This window comes from Actinomadura parmotrematis (genome assembly GCF_019458805.1).
Lineage (GTDB): Bacteria > Actinomycetota > Actinomycetes > Streptosporangiales > Streptosporangiaceae > Spirillospora > Spirillospora parmotrematis.
This window is the reverse complement of sequence record NZ_JAIBOA010000001.1, coordinates 376,116-398,377: the sequence shown is the minus strand read 5'-3', so window position 1 is coordinate 398,377 and position 22,262 is coordinate 376,116. Positions and strand designations below refer to the sequence as shown.

The window sequence follows — 22,262 nt, the reverse complement described above, 5'->3', positions numbered from 1 at the left end:
GTGCGGTCGTGCGGTCGTGCGGTGCTGCGTACTTCGTCGGGTGCCGGGCGGCCGTCCGGTCAGGCGATCGGGCGGGCCGTCGGCGGGATCGGGTAGGGCAGCGCGGACTCGCCGGTCAGGTGGGCGTCGACGCCGCGGGCGGCCGAGCGGCCCTCGGCGATGGCCCAGACGATGAGCGACTGGCCGCGGCCCATGTCGCCGGCGACGTAGACCCCGTCGACGGAGGTCTTGTAGTCGGCGTCGCGGACGACGTTGCTCCGCTGGTCGAGCTCGACGCCGAGCTGCTCCAGCAGGCCCTCGCGCTGCGGGCCGAGGAAGCCCATGGCGAGGGTGACGAGCTGGGCGGGGATCTCGCGCTCGCTGCCCTCGACGGGCGCGAAGCCGGTGTCGGGGCCGCCGACCTCGACGAGCCTCAGGGCGCGGACGTTGCCGTCGTCGTCGCCGAGGAACGCGGTGGTGGAGACGGCGTAGACGCGGTCGCCGCCCATGTCGGCGAGCTCCTCGTGGGCGCTCTCCATCTTGAACAGCATGGGGTAGGTCGGCCAGGGCTGGTGGCCGGGCCGCGCGGCGGGCGGCTGCGGCATGATCTCCAGCTGGGTGACCGAGGCGGCGCCCTGGCGGATGGCGGTGCCGATGCAGTCGGCGCCGGTGTCGCCGCCGCCGATCACGACGACGTGCTTGCCGGCGGCGTCGATCGGGGAGGCGGGGAAGTCGCCCTCCTGCACGCGGTTGGCGGGCGGGAGGTACTCCATCGCCTGGTACACGCCCTTGAGGTCGCGGCCGGGGACGGGCAGGTCGCGGCGGACGGTGGCGCCGCCCGCGAGCAGCACCGCGTCGTACTCGGCGCGCAGCTCGTCGGCCGTGATGTCGACGCCGACGTCGACGGAGGTGCGGAACTCGGTGCCCTCGGCGCGCATCTGGGCGACGCGCCGGTCGACGTGGCGCTTCTCCATCTTGAACTCGGGGATGCCGTAGCGCAGCAGCCCGCCGACGCGGTCGGCCCGCTCGTACACGACGACGTCGTGGCCGGCGCGGGTGAGCTGCTGGGCGGCGGCGAGGCCCGCGGGGCCCGAGCCGACGACCGCGACCTTCTTGCCGGTCTTGACGGTGGGCGGCTGGGGGGTGACCCAGCCCTCGTCCCAGGCCCGGTCGATGATCTCGGCCTCGACGCGCTTGATCGTGACGGGTTCCTGGTTGATGCCGAGGACGCAGGCGGCCTCGCACGGCGCCGGGCAGAGCTTCCCGGTGAACTCGGGGAAGTTGTTGGTGGCGTGCAGGCGCTCGACGGCCTCGTGCCAGTCGGAGCGGTAGACCAGGTCGTTCCACTCGGGGATGAGGTTGCCGAGCGGGCAGCCCTGGTGGCAGAACGGGATGCCGCAGTCCATGCAGCGGCTCGCCTGCTTCTCCAGGCGGTCCTTGCCGAAGTCCTCGTAGACCTCCGACCAGGACCGGATGCGGACGTCGACCGGGCGGCGCTTCGGGAGCTCGCGCTGGACGGTCAGGAAACCCTTCGGGTCGGCCATGGTGCGTCCCCCTCTCAGCTCTGTGCCGCGGCCATGATGGCCTCGTCGACGTCGCGGCCCTCGGCGCGGGCGGTCTCGGCCGCCTCCAGCACCCGCCGGTAGTCCCTCGGCATGATCTTGGTGAAGCGGGTCCGGGCGGCGGCCCAGTCCTCCAGCAGGCGGGCGGCTGCCGCCGAGCCGGTCTCGGCGTGGTGGCGCTCGACGAGGCCGTGGACGTAGGCGGCGTCCTCGTCGGTGAGGCCCTCCAGGTCGACCATGTCGGGGTTGACGCGCTCGGGTACCAGGTCCAGGACGTAGGCGATGCCGCCGGACATGCCGGCCGCCAGGTTGCGGCCGGTGCGGCCGATGATGACGGCGCGGCCGCCGGTCATGTACTCCAGGGCGTGGTCGCCGACGCCCTCGACGACGGCGGTGGCGCCGGAGTTGCGGACGCAGAACCGCTCGCCGACGACGCCGGAGGCGAACAGCTCGCCGGAGGTGGCGCCGTACAGGATGACGTTGCCGCCGATGATCTGCTCGTCGGCGGCGAAGGCCGCGCGGTCCTGCGGGCGGACGGTGAGGCGGCCGCCGGACAGGCCCTTGCCGACGTAGTCGTTGGCGTCGCCGACGAGGCGGAGGGTGATGCCGCGGGGCAGGAACGCGCCGAAGGAGTTGCCCGCCGAGCCGGTGAAGGTGACGTCGATGGTGTCGTCGGGCAGGCCCTCGCCGCCCCACTTGCTGGTGAGGCGGTGGCCGAGCATCGTGCCGACGGTGCGGTTGACGTTGCGGATCGGCAGGTCGAGCGTGACCTTGTCGCCGAAGGCGAGGGCGCCCTCGGCGAGCTGGATGAGGGTGTTGTCCAGGGCCTTGTCCAGGCCGTGGTCCTGGCCGGTGGTGCGGCGCAGCGCGGCGCCGTCGGCGACGGCGGGGCGGGCCAGGATCGGGGCGAGGTCGAGGCCGGCGGCCTTCCAGTGGTCGACGGCCCTGCGGGCGTCGATCATCTCGACGTGGCCGACGGCCTCCTCCAGCGAGCGGAACCCGAGGGCCGCCAGGTACTCGCGGACCTCCTCGGCGATGAACTCGAAGAAGTTGACGACGAACTCGGGCTTGCCGGCGAACCGCTCGCGCAGCACCGGGTTCTGGGTGGCGACGCCGACGGGGCAGGTGTCGAGGTGGCAGACGCGCATCATGATGCAGCCCGACACGACCAGCGGCGCGGTCGCGAAGCCGAACTCCTCGGCGCCGAGGAGCGCGGCGATGACGACGTCGCGGCCGGTCTTCATCTGCCCGTCGGCCTGCACGACGATGCGGTCGCGCAGCCCGTTCAGCAGCAGCGTCTGCTGGGTCTCGGCGAGGCCGAGCTCCCAGGGGGCGCCGGCGTGCTTGAGGGAGGTGAGCGGGGACGCGCCGGTGCCGCCGTCGTGGCCGGAGATCAGGACGACGTCGGCGTGGGCCTTGGAGACGCCGGCGGCGACGGTGCCGACGCCGACCTCGGCGACGAGCTTGACGTGGACGCGCGCCGCGGGGTTGGCGTTCTTCAGGTCGTGGATGAGCTGGGCGAGGTCCTCGATCGAGTAGATGTCGTGGTGGGGCGGCGGCGAGATGAGGCCGACGCCGGGCGTGGAGTGGCGGGTCTTGGCCACCCACGGGTACACCTTGTGGCCGGGGAGCTGGCCGCCCTCGCCGGGCTTGGCGCCCTGCGCCATCTTGATCTGGATGTCGTCGGCGTTGGTGAGGTACTCGGAGGTGACGCCGAACCGGCCGGAGGCGACCTGCTTGATCGCCGAGCGGCGCAGGTCGCCGTTCTCGTCGGGGGTGAAGCGCCGCGGGTCCTCGCCGCCCTCGCCGGTGTTGGACTTGCCGCCGAGGCGGTTCATCGCGATGGCGAGGGTCTCGTGGGCCTCGGCGGAGATGGAGCCGTAGGACATCGCGCCGGTGGAGAACCGCTTGACGATGTCGGCGACCGGCTCGACCTCCTCGATGGGGACCGGGGGCCGCTCGCCGGCGCGCAGCTCGAACAGGCCGCGCAGCGTCATGAGCCGCTCGGCCTGGGAGTCGACCCGCGCGGTGTACTCCTTGAAGATCTCGTAGCGGCGGGTGCGGGTGGCGTGCTGGAGCTTGAACACCGTGTCGGGGTTGAACAGGTGCAGCTCGCCCTCGCGGCGCCACTGGTACTCGCCGCCGACCTCCAGGGTGCGGTGCGCGGCGTCGTTGCCGTTGGCGGGGTAGGCGCGGCGGTGCCGGGCGGCGGCCTCGGCGGCGAGGACGTCGTAGCCGACGCCGCCGAGCCGGGAGGCGGTGCCGGTGAAGTGGCGCGCCACGACCTCGTCGCCGAGGCCGATCGCCTCGAAGATCTGCGCGCCGGTGTAGGACGCCACGGTGGACACGCCGATCTTCGACATGACCTTCAGGACGCCCTTGCCGTACGCCTTGACCAGGTTGCGGACGCCCTTGGCGGGGTCCAGGTCGCCGATCACGCCGGTGCGGATCAGGTCCTCGACGGTCTCGATCGCCAGGTAGGGGTTGATCGCCGAGGCGCCGTAGCCGACGAGCAGCGCCATGTGGTGCGCCTCGCGGGCCTCGGCGGTCTCGATGACCAGGCCGACGCGGGTGCGGGTCTTCTCCCGGATGAGGTGGTGGTGCACGGCGCCGGTGAGGAGCAGCGAGGGGATCGGGGCCTTCAGCGGGTCCGAGCCGCGGTCGCTCAGCACGATGATGCGGGCGCCGGCGGAGATGACCCGCGACACCTCGGCGCAGATCTCCTCCAGGCGGGCGGCGAGGGCGGCGCCGCCGCCGGCGACGTCGTACAGGCCGTGCACGACGTGGGCCTGCAGGTGCGGCAGGGAGCCCTCGTCGTTGATGTGGATGATCTTGGAGAGCTCGTCGTTGTCCAGGATCGGCGTGGGCAGCACCAGCCGCCGGCAGGAGTCGGGGCCCGGCTCCAGCAGGTTGCCCTCGGGGCCGAGGGTCGACTGCAGGCTGGTCACCAGCTCCTCGCGGATGGCGTCCAGCGGCGGGTTGGTGACCTGCGCGAATAGCTGCTTGAAGTAGTCGAACAGCAGCCGGGGCCGCTCCGACAGCACCGCGATGGGGGTGTCGGTGCCCATCGACCCGATCGGCTCGGCGCCGGTCCGGGCCATGGGGGTGAGGATGATGCGCTGCTCCTCCAGGGTGTACCCGAAGGTCTGCTGGCGCTTCACCAGCGTCTCGTGGGTCGGGACCTCGCGCTCGCGCTGCGGCAGCTCCTCGAACCGGACGAGGCCCTCGTGCAGCCACTCGCCGTAGGGGTGCTCGGCGGCGAGCTCCGCCTTGACCTCGTCGTCCTCGACGATGCGGCCGGCCGCGGTGTCCACCAGGAAGATCTTGCCAGGCTGCAGGCGGCCCTTGCGGACGACCTTGTCGACCGGGATGTCCAGGACGCCGGCCTCGCTGGCGAGGACGACGAAGCCGTCGTCGGTGACCCAGTACCGGCCGGGGCGCAGGCCGTTGCGGTCCAGCACGGCGCCGACGACGGTGCCGTCGGTGAAGGTGACGCTGGCGGGCCCGTCCCAGGCCTCCATGAGGGTGGAGTGGAACTCGTAGAAGGCCCGGCGCGCCGGGTCCATCTCGGTGTGGTTCTCCCACGCCTCGGGGATCATCATCAGGACGGCGTGCGGCAGCGACCGGCCGCCGAGGTGCAGCAGCTCCAGGCACTCGTCGAAGGAGGCGGTGTCGCTCGCCTCGATGTCGATGACGGGGAAGATGCGCGCCAGGTCGCCGGGGATGAGGTCGGACTTCAGCAGCGCCTCGCGGGCCCGCATCCAGTTCCGGTTGCCCTTGACGGTGTTGATCTCGCCGTTGTGGGCGATGAACCGGTAGGGGTGCGCCAGCTCCCACGCCGGGAAGGTGTTGGTGGAGAACCGCGAGTGCACGAGCGCGATCGCGCTGGTGAAGCGCGGGTCGGACAGGTCGGGGAAGAAGGGCTCCAGCTGCGGGGTCGTCAGCATGCCCTTGTAGACGAGGGTCCGGCTCGACAGGCTCGGGAAGTAGACCTTGACGTCCTGCTCGGCGCGCTCGCGCATGCAGAACACCGCGCGGTCCAGCTCCAGGCCGGTCTTGCCGGTGTGCAGGCCGCGGGCGGCGGGGGCGACGAAGAACTGCGCGAAGTAGGGCATCGCGCGGCGGGCGGCGGGGCCCGCGAAGTTGGTGTCGACCGGCAGCCGGCGCCAGCCGAGCGGGACGAGGCCCTCCTCGGCGCAGAGCTTCTCCACGTGCGCGACCGCGGCGGCGCGCTCCTCGACGTCGGTCGGCAGGAACGCCAGGCCGGCGGCGTAGGACCCGGCCGCGGGCAGCTCGAAGCCGCAGACCTCGCGGAAGAAGGCGTCGGGGATCTGGACGAGGATGCCGACGCCGTCGCCGTCGTCCGGCTCCGCGCCCACGGCGCCGCGGTGGTCCAGGTTCTTCAGGACCGTCAGCGCGTTCTGGACGATGTCGTGGCTCTTGCGGCCGTGCATGTCGGCGACCATGCCGACACCGCAGGCGTCGTGCTCGTTCGCCGGGTCGTAGAGCCCCTGGTTCTGAGGCAGGCCCGGCGTGAGGGCAGCAGCAGCCATCAACCCTCCCGTCGTCGTCGTGTCACTGCTTCGATGTCAGTGCAGTCCGGGACGACTTTGGCCCTGCTGCGGTGTCATGACATTACATCACTGCCGGGATCATGCCCGACTCGACCAGATCGCGAAACTCAACCGCGTGGGCATCTTCGCCGGACGCGAGCGAACGGTACAGACCATCATAACGGGCCTATCGAACCCCGAAACGGCCCCGACCTGGTGATCAACGTCACCGGGGGGCGGGGTTTGGGCGCCGGCCGGGCGCTACTCGGCGGCGGCCGCGGCCCGGCCGAGCACCGCCGGGGGCTTGCCGCCCTCGATCAGCAGCGACAGCAGGGTGTCGTCGGTCGCGGTGCCCTTCCCGTCGGTGCGCGCCGCCCACACCAGCACCGCGTAGTGGCCCATCGCGAGGCCGCGGGCGGTGCTGAAGCCCTGCCCGAAGCGGTCCAGCGGGGCGGCGGCGGGCAGCGGCAGCATGAACCCGCCGCCGTCGCCCTGCAGCGACCCGACGAGGCCGCCGGCGGCGTCCGCCGAGTCCAGGTTGAACACCCCGACCTCCAGCGCGTACCCGGCGCGGGTGTCGGCGAACAGGCCGCGCGCGGCCTGCGTGCAGCCGGCCCGCGCCAGCCGCGCCCCGACCTCCCCGCCCCACACCGCGCGCGTGCAGTCGGCGTCCAGGCGCTGCTGCTTCAGGGCGAGGCGGGCCCGCCCGGCGGTGATCGTGCGGGCGTCCTCGGGGAACAGCTCCGCGGCGGTCAGCGGAGCCTTGTCGGTGGCGCGCCGCGCGATCGCCGCGAACGCCTTGGTCGACGGCGAGCTGGAGTAGGTCTCGGGTGAGGGGCCGTTCGCGGCCGCGTGGCCGCCGGAGGGCGCCTTGACGGTGCGGTGCCCGGTACGGTCGTCGCCCAGCAGCAGCACCGCCCCGGCGGCCGCCGCCACGAGCACCAGCACGAGGGCCGCCAGGTAGTACGGCCGCGCGCCGGGACGGCGGCGCCCGCGAGCGGGGGCGGGCGGCGCCGGCGTCGCGGCGGGGCGCGGGGCCGGGCGGGCGGAACGGCCGCGCCCCGGCGGGACGCGCCGGGCGGCGGGGCGGGCGGCGGAGCGGCCGCCCGACCGGCGCCCGCGGCCGTCGCGGACCGCCGGCGCCCGCCGCGGCTCTCGGGGATCCACGGCGGTGCCGCCTACCGGGCGGCCATCTGGAGCCGCGCCCACACGAAGTCGGCGGGGTTCTCGATCGGCAGGCTCGCCTTGATCGCCTCGTTCAGGTTGGCGGGGTTCGCGCCGCCCGCCCGCTGCACCCAGCTGACCACCGCGTAGTGCCCGAACGTGCGGGCGTAGGCGGCGCTGAAGCCCTTGGCGAACGCCGGCGCGCCCGCGGCCTGCAGCGGCAGCACGAACCCGGCGCCGGTCGCCGGGTCCAGCGTCCGCAGGATCTGCTGGACGCCCGCCTGGTCGGCCATGTTCAGCACCGCGAACTGGCCGATGTAGCGGCCGTCGGCGCTGACGTAGGCGCCGCGCCCGACCTGCGTGCAGCCGTACTTCGCGAGCTCGCCCTGCAGCCGGGCGCCCCAGGTCGCCGCCTTGCAGTCGCCCGACACCTGCGAGCCCTTCAGCGCGTAGGTGTACCCGCCGCCCTTCAGGGTCCTGGCGTCGGCGCCGAACACCTCGTCGGCGGTGAACGGGCGGGCGTCGGCCGACCGCTTGGCGATCTTGCCGAGGCCCTGCCCGTCGTAGTCGGGGGTGTAGGCGACCGGCAGCAGCCGCGCGCCGTTGGACGGCGCGTCCGCCGCGCTCTTCTCGTCGTCGCCGCCCGCCAGCAGGACGGCGGCCACCGCCGCCACCAGCACCACGACCAGCACGGCCGCGCCGATCAGCAGCTTGGGGCCGGGCCCCCTGCGGGAGCGGCCGCCGCCTGCGGCCGGGGGCCGGGGCCTACCCGTGTCACGCGCCTCGATCACAGCCGGGAGCTTATCGGGCCCCGCCGCCGCCCCGCGCCCAAACGGACGTTTCGTCACTATTCACTGGCGGGTGCGGCGGTACGCGGCTTCGGGCCGGCGTCATCCTCGACGGGCTTCACCACGGGCTCGCCGGCGGGCTCGTCCGGGGTCTCGGCGGCGGGCTCGGCGGGGGTCTCGTCCGCCGGCTCCTCAGCGGCGGGAGCGTCCTCCGCAGGGGCGTCCCCGGCGGGCTCCCGCGGCTCGGAGACGGGTTCGGCGGGCTCCGCCGCACCGCCGGCCCCAGCGGCCTCCTCGGCCTGCGCCACGGGCTCCTCAGCGGGCTCGGCGGGCCCCTCCCCCGTCTCGTCGCCGGTGTCGTCGCCGGTGTCGTCGCCGGTGTCGTCGCCCGCGTCCGTCCCGGCGGCCTCGGCGGCGGCCGCCTCGGCGACGGGCTCGTCCACCGGGACGCCCTGGCCGACGTTCTCCGGGCCCGTCCTGTCGCGCGCCCAGTACAGGTAGGCCACCGCGCCGATGAACACCACCAGGCACGTCCAGTCGTTCAGGCGCAGCCCGAGGATGTGGTGGGCGTCGTCGATGCGCAGCCACTCGATCCAGGCGCGGCCGACGGTGTAGGCGGCGACGTAGAGCGCGAACGCGCGGCCGTGGGTGAGCTTGTAGCGGCGGTCGGCCCACAGCACCAGCAGGGCGACGCCGAGGCACCACAGCGACTCGTACAGGAACGTCGGGTGGTAGGTGGCGACGTCGGCGTAGCGGGGGTCGGGCGCGCCGCTCGGCAGCGCCGGCCGGTGACTGGAGTCGATCTTCAGGGCCCAGAAGGCGTCCAGCGGGCGCCCGTACAGCTCCTGGTTCCAGTAGTTGCCCCACCGGCCGACGGCCTGGCCGAGCGCGATGCCGGGCGCGATCGCGTCGCCGAGCGCGAGCACCGACACCCCGTGCCGGCGGCAGCCGATGACGGCGCCGACCGCGCCGAGCACGACCGCGCCCCAGATCCCGAGGCCGCCCTCCCAGATCTTCAGCGCGTTGACCGGGTCGCGGCCCGCGCCGAAGTAGCGCTGGTAGTCGGTGATGACGTGGTACAGGCGGCCGCCGACCAGGCCGAACGGCACCGCCCACACCGCGACGTCGATGATCACGCCGGGGTTGCCGCCCTTGGCGGCCCAGCGCCGCTCGCCGAGCCAGACCGCGAGGACGATACCGATGATGATCATGATGGCGTAGGCCCGGATGGGGACCGGTCCGAGGTGCCAGACGCCCTGGGAGGGACTGGGGATGAAGGCCTGCGGCTGCATGAGCGATGAGGTTAGCGCGTCCGGGCCGCCGCCGGGACCGCCGTCAGCGCGCCCGCCGGACCGCCTCGCGCAGCGCGTCCGGGTCCAGGAGCCGGTCCTGCAGGTCCAGCGGCTTGCCGTCCAGGACGACGGTCGGGGTGCCGGTCACCCCGCGGTCCCGCTCCGCGTAGGCGGTCATGGCCGCGACCTGGGCGCTCTTGGCGTCGGTCCGCACGCAGGCGGCGAAGTCCTCGCCGGTGATGCCGGCCTGCCGCCCCCACGCGACGAGGTCGTCGGCCGCGAAACCCTTGTCGCCCTCGTCGGGCTGGTGGGCGTAGAGGGCGTCGTGGTAGGCCACCCAGTGCTCGGCGGGCGCGCAGAGCGCGGCGTTGGCGGCGCGGTGGCTGTTGGACGACAGCGGCTCGCGCTGCGCCCCCTGGAACAGCTGGAACGGCCGGTAGACGACGCGGGCCTCGCCCTTGGCGGCCATCTCCTTGATGGCCGGGCCGGAGGCGTGCTCGACCTCCTTGCAGATCGGGCACTGGAAGTCCTCGAAGATCTCCAGCACGGGCCGGGTGACGCCCGCCTTCGCCATCAGCACCGACCCGTCGCCCTGCCGCGACACCGGCGCGAGCGCCCCGGTGTAGGCGGGCGCCTCGTCGTCGCCGCCGCTGCGGGCGACCACGACGGCGAGCACCGCGACGGCGGCGACCGCGACGGCCCCGACCCCCACGACGATCCCCCTGGTACGGCGCTTGTCCGCGCGCTCCTGCCGCGCCCGCGTCTCCGCGAGCCGCTCGCGCGCGTCCGTACCGCCGTCCGTGCCGCCCTGCCTCTCGGCCATCTGGACCCCCCGATCCGGGTGGGCGCCGCGCCCACCCCGGGAGACGCTACTGGCGGCGTCCACCAGAACCGGTCGGCTGCGGGCGAAGAGAAGGGAAAGGACGAGGGCGCGGCCCCCCTGCGGGGACCGCGCCCTCACCGGCGCCGCCGGCGGCCGGTCAGGCCGCCGCCGTCACTTCCGCGCCGTCACTTCTTCGCCGTGGCCGACGCCGACGGGCTCGCGCTCGGGCTGGCGCTGGAGGGGCCGGAGGCCGCCGCCAGCAGGGCGCGCTCCAGCGCGCTCGGCTCGAACATGGTGTTCTGGCTGATCGGCTCGCCGTTCACCAGCATCGACGGGGTGCCGGCCTGCTGGCCGTACTTGGCCGACAGCAGCTTCAGGCCCTCGGTGGTGTTCTTCTGCACCTGCGGCGCGAACGCCTGGTCGGTCACGCACTTGTCGTAGGTGCCGGTGATGCCGGCCTTCTTCCCGAAGCCCTTCAGGTCGTCGAGGGTGAGCGCCGTCCGCTCGTCCGGCTGCTCCTTGTAGGCCACGTCGTGGAACTGGGTGAACCTGCCGAGGTCGGCGGCGCACTTGGCGGCGGCGCCGGCGCGCACCGAGCCCTGCTGGTTCACGAAGCCGAGCACGTGGTACACGACCTTGATCTTGCCCTGGCCGGCCAGCTTCTTGACCGTGGCGCCGGACTTCTCCTCGAACTCCTTGCAGATCGGGCACTGGAAGTCCTCGTAGAGGTCCACCGTCGGCCCGGTCGCGGTGGGCTGCGCCATCGTGACGGTGCCGTCGGCGGCGACCGTGGTCGGCGCGAGGGGGCCGGTGTAGCCGGACGCGGCGCTGTCGTCCTTGTTCTTGAACAGCACCGCCCCGGCGACGACGACCGCGATCACCACGACGGCGGCGACCCCGACCAGCAGGGTGCGGGTGCGCTTCTGCTTGGCGGCCTGGCGCTTGCGCTCCTCGGCCAGCCGCTCCCGGGCGGTCCGCTCCCGCGCGGCCTTGCTCATGTCCATCGCTCCTTATAGGGGGTCGGTCCTCGCGTCAGTCCTCGTGGAGGCCGAGGACCCGGTCCACCGCGAACCTGCCAGGGGGGAACGCCGCGATCCACGCCGCGAGGGCGAGGAAGCCGGTGTCGCGCAGGATCTCACCAAGATAGTGGGGGTTCGCGGCCGCCCCGCCACCGCCGAAGCAGCCGCAGTCGATCTTCAGGCCGCGCACCCACGCCTGCGCGATGCCCACGATGAAGACCACCATGAGCAGCGCCGACAGGGCGCCGGTGACCCGGGTGGCGAACCCCGCGACCAGCAGCGCGGCCAGCACGATCTCCAGGATCGGCAGCGCGCTGCCGACGACCGACGCGGCGCCGTCGGGCATCACGTCGTAGCCCTTGACCGCGATCTTCTGCAGCGCGGCCGGCTCGTCGATCTTGGCCAGGCCGGCCCAGCCGAGCACGACCGCGAGGCCCGCCCGCGCCGCCGTGGTGATCCACGGGTCGCGCAGCCGCGCGCGGGCGGCGTACAGCAGCACCGCGACGATGCCGAGGCCGCCGGCGACGCCGATCCACTCCTGGTCGATCTTGGCGTAGGCGGTCCAGGCGAGCATGACCGCGAGGCCCAGGGCCACCGCGGCCACGATCCAGGGCAGGCCGCCCCGGGCCGGGCCGGACGGCCCGCCCGGAGCCGTCGTCGCCTTCTCGGTAAGCACCGGTAACCTCACATCCTCGCTGGTCGTGGGGGCCGCGCGGACGGCCGCCGCGCCCACCCTAGGGGGTCGCGGATAAGCGGGCCGTCAGAACGCGGCCCCCATCCTGTCACGAGTGCGGGCCCGGGAGGGCTCACCGGCCGGAGCGGACCCCGGCGGCGAGGTCGGCGGTGAGCTCGCGCAGGTCGGCGAGGCCCTCCTCCAGCGTCGACCCGTCCAGCAGCCGGCGGACGAACGCCGACCCGACGATGACGCCGTCGGCGAACCCGGCGACCTCGGCGGCCTGCCGGCCGTCGCCGACGCCGAGGCCGAGGCCGACGGGCAGGTCGCGGCCCTGCGCGGCGATCGCGGCCCGCGTGCGCTCGACCAGCCGCGGCGCGCCGGTGTCCACGGCGGTGCGGGCGCCGGTGACGCCCATCAGCGACGCCGCGTACACGAACCCCCGGCTCAGCCTGGTGATCTTGTCGATGCGCTCGTCGGTGGAGCTCAGCGCGACCAGGAACACCCGGTCCAGGTCGTGGGCGTCGGACGCCTCCACCCAGGGCCCGGCCTCCTCGGGGGTGAGGTCGGGGGTGATGAGGCCGCTGCCGCCCGCCGACGCCAGGTCGCGGGCGAACGCTTCCACGCCGTAGCGGTCGACGGGGTTCCAGTAGGTCATCACCAGGGCGGGGACGCCGGTCGCGGCGACCGCCTCCACGGCGGCGAACACGTCGGCGACGCGGGCGCCGCCGACCAGGGCGTGGTGGACGGCGTCCTGGATGGTGGGGCCGTCCATCATCGGGTCGGAGTAGGGCAGCCCGATCTCGATGACGTCGCAGCCGGCCTCCACCATCGCGGTGACGGCGCGGATCCCGCCCTCCCGGGAGGGGAACGCGGCCGGCAGGTAGCCGACGAGCGCCGCGCGGTCCTCGGCGCGGGCCTTGTCGAACGCGGTCTGGACGGTCATGCGGACGCCTCCCCGGCGGGCATGAGGCCGAAGTACTCGGCGGCGGTGTGCATGTCCTTGTCGCCGCGGCCCGACAGGCAGACCACGACGACGGCGTCCGGGCCGAGCTCGCGGCCGACCTTGAGCGCGCCGGCCAGGGCGTGCGCGGACTCGATCGCCGGGATGACGCCCTCGGTGCGGCAGAGCAGCGCGAACGCCTCCATCGCCTCGGCGTCGGTGATCGGCGCGTAGACGGCGCGGCCGCTGTCGTGCAGCCAGGAGTGCTCGGGGCCGACGCCGGGGTAGTCCAGGCCCGCCGAGATCGAGTGCGACTCGATGGTCTGGCCCTCGGCGTCCTGCAGCAGGTAGGTGCGCATGCCGTGGATGACGCCGACCGAGCCGCCGGTGATGGTCGCGGCGTGCCGGCCGGTCTCGATGCCGTCGCCGGCCGCCTCGAAGCCGTACAGGCCGACGCCCTCGTCGGGGACGAAGGCGTGGAAGGCGCCCATGGAGTTGGAGCCGCCGCCGACGCAGGCGACGACGGCGTCGGGCAGCCGCCCGGTGAGCTCCAGCACCTGGGCGCGGGCCTCCACGCCGATGACGCGCTGCAGGTCGCGGACCATCGTCGGGAACGGGTGCGGGCCCATCGTGGAGCCGACGCAGTAGTGGGTGTGGTCGACGGTGGCGACCCAGTCGCGGAACGCCTCGTTGCAGGCGTCCTTGAGGGTGCGGCTGCCGGTGCCGACGGGCACGACCGCGGCGCCGAGCATCCGCATCCGCGCCACGTTCAGGGCCTGGCGCTCGGTGTCGAGCTCGCCCATGAACACCGTGCACTCCAGGCCGAGGAGCGCGGCGGCGGTGGCGGTCGCGACGCCGTGCTGGCCGGCGCCGGTCTCGGCGATGAGGCGCCGCTTGCCCATGCGGCGGGCGAGCAGCGCCTGCCCCAGCACGTTGTTGATCTTGTGGGAGCCGGTGTGGTTGAGGTCCTCGCGCTTCAGCAGGACGCGGGCGCCGCCCGCGTGCTCGGCGAAGCGCTTGGCCTCGGTCAGCAGGCTCGGGCGGCCGGCGTAGTTCGCCAGCAGGTCGTTCAGCTCGCCGGTGAAGGCGGGGTCGGCCATGGCGGCGGCGAACTCGCGCTCCAGCTCGGCGAGCGCGGCCATGAGGGCCTCGGGGGCGAAGCGCCCCCCGTAGATGCCGAAGTGCCCTTCGGAGTCGGGCAGGGGCGTGGACGTACCACGCGCGGCGTCGATGGTCATGGGAGAGCTCGTCCTGTTCTAGGAGAGGGCTTATCCGGTCAGTGAGACGTCGGACAAGCGCGCCATCGTTCGCGCAATGGTTCCATCAGCATGGCCGCACCTTACCGGTCCCGCCGCGTGCGCGGCGTCATTTGCCCTGGCGGAGGGCGGGGTGGGCGCCCGCGGCGACCAGGTCGGCGACGGCGGTCCGCGGGTCCTTGCCGATCACCAGGGACTCCCCGACCAGCACCGCGTCGGCGCCCGCCGAGGCGTAGGCGAGCAGGTCGTGCGGGCCGCGCACGCCGGACTCGGCGACGCTCACCACGTCCTTGGGGACGAGCGGGGCGAGGCGCGCGAAGGTGTCGCGGTCGACCTTGAGGGTCTTCAGGTCGCGGGCGTTGATCCCGACGACCCTGGCGCCGGCGGCGACCGCGCGCTCGACCTCCTCCTCGGTGTGCGCCTCCACCAGCGGCAGCAGGCCGATCGACTCGGCCCGCTCCACCAGCGACACCAGGGCGTCCTGGTCGAGGGCGGCGACGATGAGCAGGGCGAGGTCGGCGCCGTACGCGCGGGCCTCCCACAGCTGGTAGGAGGTGACGATGAAGTCCTTGCGCAGCACCGCGATGTCGACGCTGGCGCGGACGGCGGCCAGGTCGTCCAGGCTGCCGCCGAAGCGGCGCCGCTCGGTCAGCACGCTGATGACCTTGGCGCCGCCGGCCGCGTAGTCGCGGGCGAGCGCGGCCGGGTCGGCGATGGCGGCGAGCGCGCCCTTGGAGGGGCTGCTGCGCTTCACCTCGGCGATGACGCCGACGCCGAGGCCGCGCAGCGCGGCGAGCGCGTCGCGCGGCGGCGCCGCGGCGGCGGCCCGCTCCTTGAGGGCCTCCAGCGGCACCTCTCGCTGCCTTTCGGCGAGATCGGCCCGCACGCCTTCGATGATCTCGTCGAGCACACTCACGCGGTCGGCCCCCTGTGTCAACGTCGGCCGGATCTGCGGTCGATCCGTGGTCCCGATGCTATCGGCACCCGCGGCGCGCCCTCCCCACCGGACCGGCGACAGGCCCGGACATACCAGGTCAGGGTGCCAGGACATGGGCGAACGGCAGATTGCGCACGATCCCGAAGACGGCGACGGCGGCGAGGACGGCCCAGGCGACCCAGGGCCGGAACAGCCGGGACCGCATCGGGCGGTCGCGCGCCGCCAGCCACGTCCACCGCGCCCACAGGTAGACCGGCAGCGCCAGCAGCACGAGCAGCAGCGGGTTGGAGCCGAGCGCGGCGCCGGGATGCCCGTTGACCAGGGAGTTCACCATGCGCAGGCCGCCGCACCCCGGGCAGTACCAGCCGGTGACCGCGAGGAAGGGGCAGGTCGGGTAGTGGCCGGGCTCGTGCGGGTCGACCAGCCCGACGACGGCGGTCGCGGCCGCGAGCGCCGCCGCGGCGGCGGCCGGGCCGGCGAGGGCGCGCGCCCGGCCACGTCCGGCCATCCCGGACGCGGCGGCGGGCTCGGCGGGCGCGGGCGCTCGGGTCATACCGCCAGCGTAGACGAGGCGCGGCCGCCGCCCGCGGACGGCGGGCCGGTCGGGGGCCCGGGGTCAGGCGTCGAGGACGTAGCCGACGCCGCGCACGGTGCGGATCGGGCTGTCGCCGCCGAGCTTGGCGCGCAGCTGCGCGACGTGCACGTCCACGGTGCGGCTCCCGGCCCCCGTGCCCGGCCCCCACGCGCCCGCCAGGAGCTGCTCGCGGGTGAAGACGCGGCCGGGGTTGCCCATGAGGAACTCCAGCAGGTCGAACTCGGTGCCGGTGAGGGCGACCGGCGCGTCGCGCAGGCGGGCGGCGCGGCCCGCCGGGTCCAGCACGACCGCGCCCGCGCGCAGCGGCCCGGCGCCGGGACCGCCGTCGCCGCGCACCGCGAGCAGCACCGCCGCGACGAGGTCGCGGGGACCGAAGGGGCGCGCCACCCGGAACGGGGCGCGGGGGGCGTCCTCGGGACGGGCGGCGACCGCGACGACGGGCGCGGGCCGGGCGGCCTCGGCGACCCGCCGGTACAGGTCGGCGGGCAGCGGCGCGGTGGACAGGTCCAGGACGACGGCGGCGGGGCGGAGCCGGGCGGCGGCCGCGGCGGCCCGCCCGGGATCGGCCTCGATCTCCACCTCCAGGCCCTCGCGGGCCAGGTAGCGGCGGGCCAGCTCGGCGACGGCCGCCTCGTGCTCGGCGATCAGGACGAGCCCGCCCCCGCCGCCGCTCACCGGCGGGGCTCGGCGGGCCGGTCGTGGTCGGTCGGGTCCTCGCCGCGGTCCAGGGACTTCCAGAGGCCCGCCGCGTCGTCCGCGGGCGCGGCGGGCGCGGACGCCGCGGCGGGCGCCGTCTCGCGCTCGTAGCGGGCGGACATGCCGGGCCAGCGGGCGCCGCGCACCAGGACGACCAGGCCCGCGGCGGCCAGCAGGACGCCGCCGGTGACCGACACCATCCACCACAGGTTCACGTCCATCTGCGGGGACGCGCCGAGCTTCAGCAGCGCGCGCTTGTCGCCCGCGACGTCCACCACGTGGGAGCGCTGCACGCTGACGACGGTGCCGTAGACGATGCCGGCGCCGAACGCCGCGATGAGGGCGCCGACGGCCTGCCGGACGCGGCCGCGGGTGGCGAACAGCGCGGCGAGGCCGGCGAGCCCGGCCCAGCCGAGCGCGGACGCGGTGCCGCCGAGGTCGCGGCCGGTGACGCTCTCGGTGAAGGGGGTGATGGCGCCGGCCGCGCGGACCGTCGCCCACACCCGGCCGGCGGCGAGCAGGGCGAGCCCGGCGCCCGCCGCGCAGGCCAGCGCGGTGAGGCCGCGCTCGCGGGCGGGGGTCATGACGACTGCTTCGGGCGCTCTCCGGCGACCGCGTCCAGCACGTCGGCGTCCCAGCAGGTGCGGTCGCCGGTGTGGCAGGCCGCGCCCACCTGGTCGACCTTGACCAGGATCGCGTCGGCGTCGCAGTCCAGCGCGACCGACTTCACCCACTGCTGGTGCCCGGAGGTCTCGCCCTTCACCCAGTACTCGCGGCGGCTGCGCGACCAGTAGGTGCAGCGGCCGGTGGTGAGGGTGCGGTGCAGCGCCTCGTCGTCCATGTAGCCGAGCATGAGCACCTCGCCGGTGTCGTACTGCTGGCAGATGGCGGGGACGAGGCCGTCGGCGTCCCGCTTGAGGCGGGCGGCGATCGTGGGGTCCAGGTCGGACGGGCGAGCGGGCATGCCCCCATTGTGCCGCCCGGGCGGACACGAAAGGACCCGCACCCCGGGTAGGGCGCGGGTCCTGCCGTACGACTGGGTCTTACAGGGGGACGACCTGGTCGGCCTGCGGGCCCCGGTTGCCCTGCGTCACCTCGAACTGGACGCGCTGATTCTCGTCCAGGCTGCGGTAACCCGACGACTGGATCGCCGAGTAGTGCACGAAGACGTCCGGCCCGCCGCCGTCCACGGCGATGAAGCCGAAGCCCTTCTCGGCGTTGAACCACTTCACGGTGCCCTGCTGGGGCATGTCTTTCTCCTTGCGGCAAAACATGGACCCACACCTCGCGGGTCCGGCCGGTCACGGCGGAACGCCCTCGCCCCCCGTACGGTCCCGGAAAAGCCAAAACGCCCGCTGCCATCAGTCCGCGGGCGTCCGTACAAACGATCGAGAACCACGACTGCAACCGACGGCCCCACAGTATCACCGGTTCCGGCTAAAGCGGAGGAGCCGCAAGCCCGATCATTCCCCGCCGCGAGAAGTGGCCGGTTAAAGACTCCAACCGCTCTCGTCCAGGGTCTTGACAGCCGCCGTCGCGCCGGTGATCTGAACGCGCGCGACATCGGTGCGGCCGAGCGTCCAGAGGACCAGTTCGCCGACCGGGCCGTGCACGCGAGCCCCGCCCGCGGAGCGCCTCCCGCCGCCCGTGACGCGCGCCGCGCGGCCGTCGGGGCGCACCAGGGTGAGTTCCACCGGAACTTTTCTCAGGACAAAACGGGCAATTTTTATCCGCCGCCACAGCGTTTCCTCCAGGGCGGCGCCGAGCTCGCGCGGCTCCCAGTCCGGACGGGCGCGCCGGACGTCCTCGTGATGCACAAAGAACTCGACACCGTTGGCGTTTTCGTCCACGCCGGGAAGGGCGTACGGCGAGAACTTCGGCGGACCCCCGCGAAACAGCGCGACGAGCTCGGCGAAGGTGCGCTCGCGCAGCGTCCGGCGCCGCACGAACTCGGTGTAGAAGGCGAGCGGCGGCAGGAGTATTCCCGGTCCGGCGTCCAGGCGCCGCTCCCGGGCGACCAGGTGGGCGGCGAGGTCGGCAGCCGTCCAGCCCGCGCAGCCGGTGGGCGCGTCCGGGCCGGCCTGCTCCAGGGCGTCGCTCAGCGCCGCGCGCTCGGCCCGGACCGGATCGCTCGAAGGGCTCATCCCGGGATCGTAGGCGGCGGCCGGGCGGCCGGGAATAGCGGGCCCGCGCCGATGGTAGGCATAAACCGGACCGTCCGCCCGAGACGCCCCGAAGGCGGACACGCCGGTCCCGTCATCGTCGAGCGAGGAGCAGCACCGTGCCAGCAGACCCCCCGTCAGGCCCCTCAGCAGGCCCTCCACGGGTGAACCCGCACGTCCTGAGGGAGGGGGCGGGGGTCCTCGCGGTCGCGATCCGCGCCGAACCCCGCGTCTTCGCCGTGTCCGTGCTCGGGAGCGCCCTGTACGCCGCGACGACGGTCGGCACCGCCGCCGTCCTCGGCCGGGTGACCGAGCAGGTCGTGCTGCCCGCCTTCCGCGAGGGCCGCACCACCGCCGGGGCGCTGACCGGGGCGGCCGCCGCGATCCTCGGCGTCGCCTTCCTCAAGGCGCTCGGCGTCGCGGGCCGCCGCTTCTACGCCGGGCTCATGCAGTACCGGATGCAGGCCGCCTACCGGCGCGCGGTCACCCGCCAGTACCTGCGGCTGCCGCTCGCCTGGCACCACCGCCACCCGACCGGGCAGCTGCTGTCCAACGCCAACGCCGACGTCGAGGCGGCCTGGGCGCCGCTCGCGCCGCTGCCGATGGCGGTCGGCGTGGTGTTCATGCTGGTCATCGCCGCCCTGTCGATCCTGCTGACCGACGTGACGGTCGCCCTCGTCGGGTTCCTGGTCTTCCCCGCCATCGCCCTGCTGAACGTCGCCTACCAGCGGCGCCTCGCGCCCGTCGCGACCCGCGCGCAGCAGCTGCGCGCCGAGGTCAGCGAGGTCGCGCACGAGAGCTTCGAGGGCGGCCTGGTCGTGAAGACCCTCGGCCGCGAGCAGGCCGAGACCGAGCGGTTCGCCGCGGCCGCGGACGCGCTGCGCGACGCCAACATCGCCGTCGGCCGCATCCGCGGCCTGTTCGACCCGATCCTGGAGGCGCTGCCGAACCTCGGCGTCCTCGCGGTGCTGCTCATCGGGTCGATGCGGCTGCAGTCGGGCGCCATGGACGCCGGCGACCTCGTGCACGTCGCCTACCTGTTCACGCTGCTGGCCTGGCCGATCCGCGCCCTCGGCTGGGTGCTGGCCGAGGTGCCGCGCAGCGTCGTCGGCTGGCGCCGGGTGCGCGGCGTCCTGGACGCGGGCGGCTCCCTGCCGTTCGGCGACGCCGAGCTGCCCGCCGAGGGCGCCGCGGGCCTGGAGGTCCGCGCGGTCCGCTTCGGCTACGAGGACGGCCGGCACGTCCTGCACGACGTGTCGTTCGCCACCGGGCCCGGCCGCACCGTCGCGGTCGTCGGCCCGACCGGCGCCGGCAAGTCCACCCTGACGAACCTGCTAGTGCGGCTGGTGGACCCCGCCGACGGGTCGGTGCTGCTGGACGGCGTGGACGCCCGCGACGTGCGGCGCGGCGGCGTCGCCGCGACCGCCGCGCTCGTCCCCCAGCAGACGTTCCTGTTCGACGACACCGTGCGCGGCAACGTCACCCTCGGCCTCGACCTGCCCGACGAGCGGGTCTGGGAGGCGCTCCGCCTCGCCCAGGCCGAGGGGTTCGTCGCGGCGCTGCCGACCGGGCTGGACACCCGCGTCGGCGAGCGCGGCACCACCCTGTCGGGCGGGCAGCGCCAGCGCCTCGCGCTCGCCCGCGCGCTGGTCCGCCGCCCCCGCCTGCTGATCATGGACGACGCGACGTCGGCGGTGGACCCGCAGATCGAGGCGCGCATCCTCGCCGGGCTGCGCGAGTCGGGCGCGGGCGCGACCGTCCTCGTCGTCGCCTACCGCAAGGCGACCATCGCGCTCGCCGACGAGGTCGTCTACCTGGAGCACGGCCGCGTCGCCGCGCGCGGCACCCACGCCGAGCTGCTGGAGCGCTCGGCGGGCTACCGCAACCTCGTCAACGCCTACGAGGAGGCCGAGGCCCTCGACGGCGGCGGTCTGGACGACGTCCTGGACACCGGTGAGGAGGCGCTGCGATGACGGCGCTCAGCGAGACCGCGGCGCGCGAGGGCGCGCTCAGCACCCTGCGGCGCGGGCTGCGCCTGTCCCCCGAGTTCCGGGCCGGGCTCGCCGGGACGCTCGCGCTCGCGCTCGTCGCGACGGCCGGGCGGGTCGTCGTCCCGGTCGCGGTCCAGCAGACCCTGGACAAGGGCATCGGCGCGGACGGCCGCTACGACATCGCCTTCATCCGCGGCGCCGTCGCGCTCTGCGCCCTCGCGGTGCTGGCCACCGCGGTCTGCGCCTACCTGATGAACGTCCGCCTCTACAAGACCACCGAGGGCGGCCTCGCCAACCTGCGGGTGCGGGCGTTCCGGCACGTGCACGACCTGTCGATGCTCACCCAGAGCGGCGAGCGGCGCGGCGCCCTGGTGTCCCGGGTGACCGGCGACGTGGACCAGATCAGCCAGTTCATGCAGTGGGGCGGGCTGATGATGATCGTCTCCTGCGGGCAGCTGGTCGTGGCGAGCGTGCTGATGGCGGTCTACTCCTGGGAGCTCACCCTGCTGGTGTGGGCGGCGTTCCTGCCGCTGGCGTTCGTGCTGCGCCGCTTCCAGCGGGTGGTGTCGGCCGCCTACACGCGGGTCCGCGAGCGCACCGGCGACCTGCTCGCCGTCGTCAGCGAGTCGGTCGTCGGCGCCCCGGTGATCCGCTCCCACGCGGCCGAGGAGCGCACCGCCGCGCGGGTGGACCGCACCGTGGAGGAGACGCGGCGGGCGCAGACCCGCGCGCAGGGCCTCGTCGCGCTGACGTTCCCCTCCAGCGAGCTGGTCGCCGCGCTCGCCACCGCCGCCGTCGTCGTCGCCGGGACGCTCCTCGGCGTCGGCGGGCGGCTCAGCGCGGGCGAGCTGGTGGCGTTCCTGTTCCTGGTGACGCTGTTCGTCAGCCCGATGCAGACCGCCACCGAGGTGCTGAACGACGCCCAGAACGCCATCGCCGGCTGGCGGCGCGTCCTCGGCGTCCTGGACACCGAGCCCGACGTCGCCGACCCCGGCGCGGACGGCGCGGTGCTGCCGCGCGGCCCGATCGAGGTGGAGTTCGCCGGCGTCGGCTTCGCCTACCCCGGCGGGCCGCCGGTGCTGCACGACGTCGACGCGCGCATCGCGCCGCGCACCCGCGTCGCGATCGTCGGCGAGACCGGGTCGGGCAAGACGACCTTCGCCAAGCTGCTGACCCGCCTGATGGACCCGACGTCGGGGCGGGTGCTGGTGGACGGCGTGCCGCTGGACCGCGTCCGGTTCTCCTCGCTGCGCGAGCGGATCGTCATGGTCCCCCAGGACGGGTTCCTGTTCGACGCGAGCCTCGGCGACAACATCCGCTACGGGCGGCCGTCCGCGTCCGACGCCGACCTGCGCCTCGCCCTCACCGAGCTCGGCCTCGCCGACTGGCTGGAGGGGCTGCCCGCCGGGCTGGACACCCCGGTCGGGCAGCGCGGCGAGTCGCTGTCGGCGGGCGAGCGGCAGCTCGTCGCGCTCGCCCGCGCCTACCTCGCCGCGCCCGACCTGCTGGTGCTGGACGAGGCGACGTCGGCGGTCGACCCGGCGACCGAGGTGCGGCTCCAGCGCGCCCTGGACGGGGTGACGCGCGGCCGCACCGCGCTCTCGATCGCGCACCGGATGTCGACGGCCGAGGCCGCCGACGAGGTGATCGTGTTCGACGCGGGCCGCATCGTGCAGCGCGGCCCGCACGCCGAGCTGCTGCGGCAGGGCGGGGTGTACGGCGACCTGCACGCGTCCTGGATCGCGCAGCGGGCGATCTGACCGGCCGGGCCGAGCACCCCTCTCCCGATGATCGACTTCGCAGGTCAGGGGTAAAGCACTTGCCCGTAA

19 protein-coding genes are annotated in these 22,262 nt (G+C 74.5%); 2 read left to right on the top strand and 17 right to left on the bottom strand.

Going from position 1 to position 22,262, the window contains the following annotated elements; all coding sequences use genetic code 11:
* Positions 1-59: 59 nt before the first annotated feature.
* The 17 genes from K1Y72_RS01805 to K1Y72_RS01725 form a co-directional block, all read right to left on the bottom strand.
* Positions 60-1,523 carry a glutamate synthase subunit beta gene (locus tag K1Y72_RS01805; protein ID WP_220162516.1) on the bottom strand — a complete coding sequence of 488 codons (1,464 nt, stop codon included), beginning with the start codon at positions 1,521-1,523 and terminating at the stop codon, positions 60-62.
* A gap of 14 nt (positions 1,524-1,537) precedes the next feature.
* Complete coding sequence (gltB, locus tag K1Y72_RS01800) at positions 1,538-6,094, bottom strand: glutamate synthase large subunit (RefSeq protein WP_220162514.1); 4,557 nt, start codon at positions 6,092-6,094, stop codon at positions 1,538-1,540.
* 261 nt (positions 6,095-6,355) lie between these two features.
* Positions 6,356-7,261: a hypothetical protein gene (locus K1Y72_RS01795; RefSeq protein ID WP_220162512.1), complete on the bottom strand. Its 906-nt coding sequence runs from the start codon at positions 7,259-7,261 to the stop codon at positions 6,356-6,358.
* 11 nt (positions 7,262-7,272) lie between these two features.
* Positions 7,273-8,049 (bottom strand): hypothetical protein, encoded by a 777-nt coding sequence (locus K1Y72_RS01790; RefSeq protein ID WP_220162511.1) that lies wholly within the window; start codon positions 8,047-8,049, stop codon positions 7,273-7,275.
* Positions 8,050-8,105: 56 nt separating this feature from the next.
* Positions 8,106-9,338, bottom strand: coding sequence for a prolipoprotein diacylglyceryl transferase (gene lgt, locus K1Y72_RS01785; RefSeq protein ID WP_220162509.1), 1,233 nt, complete (start codon positions 9,336-9,338; stop codon positions 8,106-8,108).
* Positions 9,339-9,381: 43 nt separating this feature from the next.
* A complete protein-coding gene (locus K1Y72_RS01780) occupies positions 9,382-10,161 on the bottom strand; it encodes a DsbA family protein (protein ID WP_220162507.1) in 780 nt (259 codons plus the stop codon).
* Positions 10,162-10,346: 185 nt separating this feature from the next.
* Positions 10,347-11,159, bottom strand: a complete 813-nt coding sequence (locus K1Y72_RS01775) for a DsbA family protein (RefSeq protein WP_220162505.1) — start codon at positions 11,157-11,159, stop codon at positions 10,347-10,349.
* Positions 11,160-11,193: 34 nt separating this feature from the next.
* The gene (locus K1Y72_RS01770; protein WP_308286836.1) at positions 11,194-11,856 is read right to left on the bottom strand and encodes a MauE/DoxX family redox-associated membrane protein; all 663 of its coding nucleotides are present in this window, start codon (positions 11,854-11,856) and stop codon (positions 11,194-11,196) included.
* 130 nt (positions 11,857-11,986) lie between these two features.
* On the bottom strand, positions 11,987-12,799 hold the full coding sequence (trpA, locus tag K1Y72_RS01765; RefSeq protein ID WP_220162503.1) for a tryptophan synthase subunit alpha: 813 nt from the start codon (positions 12,797-12,799) through the stop codon (positions 11,987-11,989).
* Entirely contained in the window at positions 12,796-14,034 is a 1,239-nt protein-coding gene (gene trpB / locus K1Y72_RS01760) for a tryptophan synthase subunit beta (protein ID WP_220162502.1), read from the bottom strand. The genes trpA and trpB overlap by 4 nt, the downstream gene beginning before the upstream one ends.
* Before the next feature lie 127 nt (positions 14,035-14,161).
* The gene (gene trpC / locus K1Y72_RS01755; RefSeq protein WP_220162500.1) at positions 14,162-14,968 is read right to left on the bottom strand and encodes an indole-3-glycerol phosphate synthase TrpC; all 807 of its coding nucleotides are present in this window, start codon (positions 14,966-14,968) and stop codon (positions 14,162-14,164) included.
* A gap of 118 nt (positions 14,969-15,086) precedes the next feature.
* Complete coding sequence (locus K1Y72_RS01750; RefSeq protein ID WP_220162499.1) at positions 15,087-15,542, bottom strand: DUF2752 domain-containing protein; 456 nt, start codon at positions 15,540-15,542, stop codon at positions 15,087-15,089.
* A gap of 63 nt (positions 15,543-15,605) precedes the next feature.
* Positions 15,606-16,259 (bottom strand): winged helix-turn-helix transcriptional regulator, encoded by a 654-nt coding sequence (locus K1Y72_RS01745; RefSeq protein WP_220162498.1) that lies wholly within the window; start codon positions 16,257-16,259, stop codon positions 15,606-15,608.
* Positions 16,256-16,864 (bottom strand): Trp biosynthesis-associated membrane protein, encoded by a 609-nt coding sequence (locus tag K1Y72_RS01740; protein ID WP_220162497.1) that lies wholly within the window; start codon positions 16,862-16,864, stop codon positions 16,256-16,258. The genes K1Y72_RS01745 and K1Y72_RS01740 overlap by 4 nt, the downstream gene beginning before the upstream one ends.
* The gene (gene hisI / locus K1Y72_RS01735) at positions 16,861-17,244 is read right to left on the bottom strand and encodes a phosphoribosyl-AMP cyclohydrolase (RefSeq protein ID WP_220162496.1); all 384 of its coding nucleotides are present in this window, start codon (positions 17,242-17,244) and stop codon (positions 16,861-16,863) included. The genes K1Y72_RS01740 and hisI overlap by 4 nt, the downstream gene beginning before the upstream one ends.
* A 79-nt stretch (positions 17,245-17,323) precedes the next feature.
* Complete coding sequence (locus tag K1Y72_RS01730) at positions 17,324-17,530, bottom strand: cold-shock protein (protein WP_030144886.1); 207 nt, start codon at positions 17,528-17,530, stop codon at positions 17,324-17,326.
* 240 nt (positions 17,531-17,770) lie between these two features.
* On the bottom strand, positions 17,771-18,424 hold the full coding sequence (locus tag K1Y72_RS01725; RefSeq protein WP_220162495.1) for a TIGR03085 family metal-binding protein: 654 nt from the start codon (positions 18,422-18,424) through the stop codon (positions 17,771-17,773).
* Between the two features lie 137 nt (positions 18,425-18,561).
* On the opposite strand from K1Y72_RS01725, the gene K1Y72_RS01720 reads away from it, so the two are divergent.
* Together K1Y72_RS01720 and K1Y72_RS01715 are read left to right on the top strand one after the other, a co-directional pair.
* On the top strand, positions 18,562-20,415 hold the full coding sequence (locus K1Y72_RS01720) for an ABC transporter ATP-binding protein (protein WP_220162494.1): 1,854 nt from the start codon (positions 18,562-18,564) through the stop codon (positions 20,413-20,415).
* Positions 20,412-22,193: an ABC transporter ATP-binding protein gene (locus K1Y72_RS01715; RefSeq protein WP_220162493.1), complete on the top strand. Its 1,782-nt coding sequence runs from the start codon at positions 20,412-20,414 to the stop codon at positions 22,191-22,193. The genes K1Y72_RS01720 and K1Y72_RS01715 overlap by 4 nt, the downstream gene beginning before the upstream one ends.
* Positions 22,194-22,262 lie beyond the last annotated feature (69 nt).

Excerpts from the sequence above, each read along its gene's own strand:
- K1Y72_RS01805 (WP_220162516.1), bottom strand. The coding sequence starts at position 1,523 with ATGGCCGACCCGAAGGGTTTCCTGACCGTCCAGCGCGAGCTCCCGAAG.
- gltB (WP_220162514.1), bottom strand. The coding sequence starts at position 6,094 with ATGGCTGCTGCTGCCCTCACGCCGGGCCTGCCTCAGAACCAGGGGCTC.
- lgt (WP_220162509.1), bottom strand. The coding sequence starts at position 9,338 with ATGCAGCCGCAGGCCTTCATCCCCAGTCCCTCCCAGGGCGTCTGGCAC.
- K1Y72_RS01780 (WP_220162507.1), bottom strand. The coding sequence starts at position 10,161 with ATGGCCGAGAGGCAGGGCGGCACGGACGGCGGTACGGACGCGCGCGAG.
- K1Y72_RS01775 (WP_220162505.1), bottom strand. The coding sequence starts at position 11,159 with ATGAGCAAGGCCGCGCGGGAGCGGACCGCCCGGGAGCGGCTGGCCGAG.
- trpA (WP_220162503.1), bottom strand. The coding sequence starts at position 12,799 with ATGACCGTCCAGACCGCGTTCGACAAGGCCCGCGCCGAGGACCGCGCG.
- trpB (WP_220162502.1), bottom strand. The coding sequence starts at position 14,034 with ATGACCATCGACGCCGCGCGTGGTACGTCCACGCCCCTGCCCGACTCC.
- K1Y72_RS01750 (WP_220162499.1), bottom strand. The coding sequence starts at position 15,542 with ATGACCCGAGCGCCCGCGCCCGCCGAGCCCGCCGCCGCGTCCGGGATG.
- K1Y72_RS01740 (WP_220162497.1), bottom strand. The coding sequence starts at position 16,864 with ATGACCCCCGCCCGCGAGCGCGGCCTCACCGCGCTGGCCTGCGCGGCG.
- hisI (WP_220162496.1), bottom strand. The coding sequence starts at position 17,244 with ATGCCCGCTCGCCCGTCCGACCTGGACCCCACGATCGCCGCCCGCCTC.
- K1Y72_RS01730 (WP_030144886.1), bottom strand. The coding sequence starts at position 17,530 with ATGCCCCAGCAGGGCACCGTGAAGTGGTTCAACGCCGAGAAGGGCTTC.
- K1Y72_RS01725 (WP_220162495.1), bottom strand. The coding sequence starts at position 18,424 with ATGAGCCCTTCGAGCGATCCGGTCCGGGCCGAGCGCGCGGCGCTGAGC.
- K1Y72_RS01715 (WP_220162493.1), top strand. The coding sequence starts at position 20,412 with ATGACGGCGCTCAGCGAGACCGCGGCGCGCGAGGGCGCGCTCAGCACC.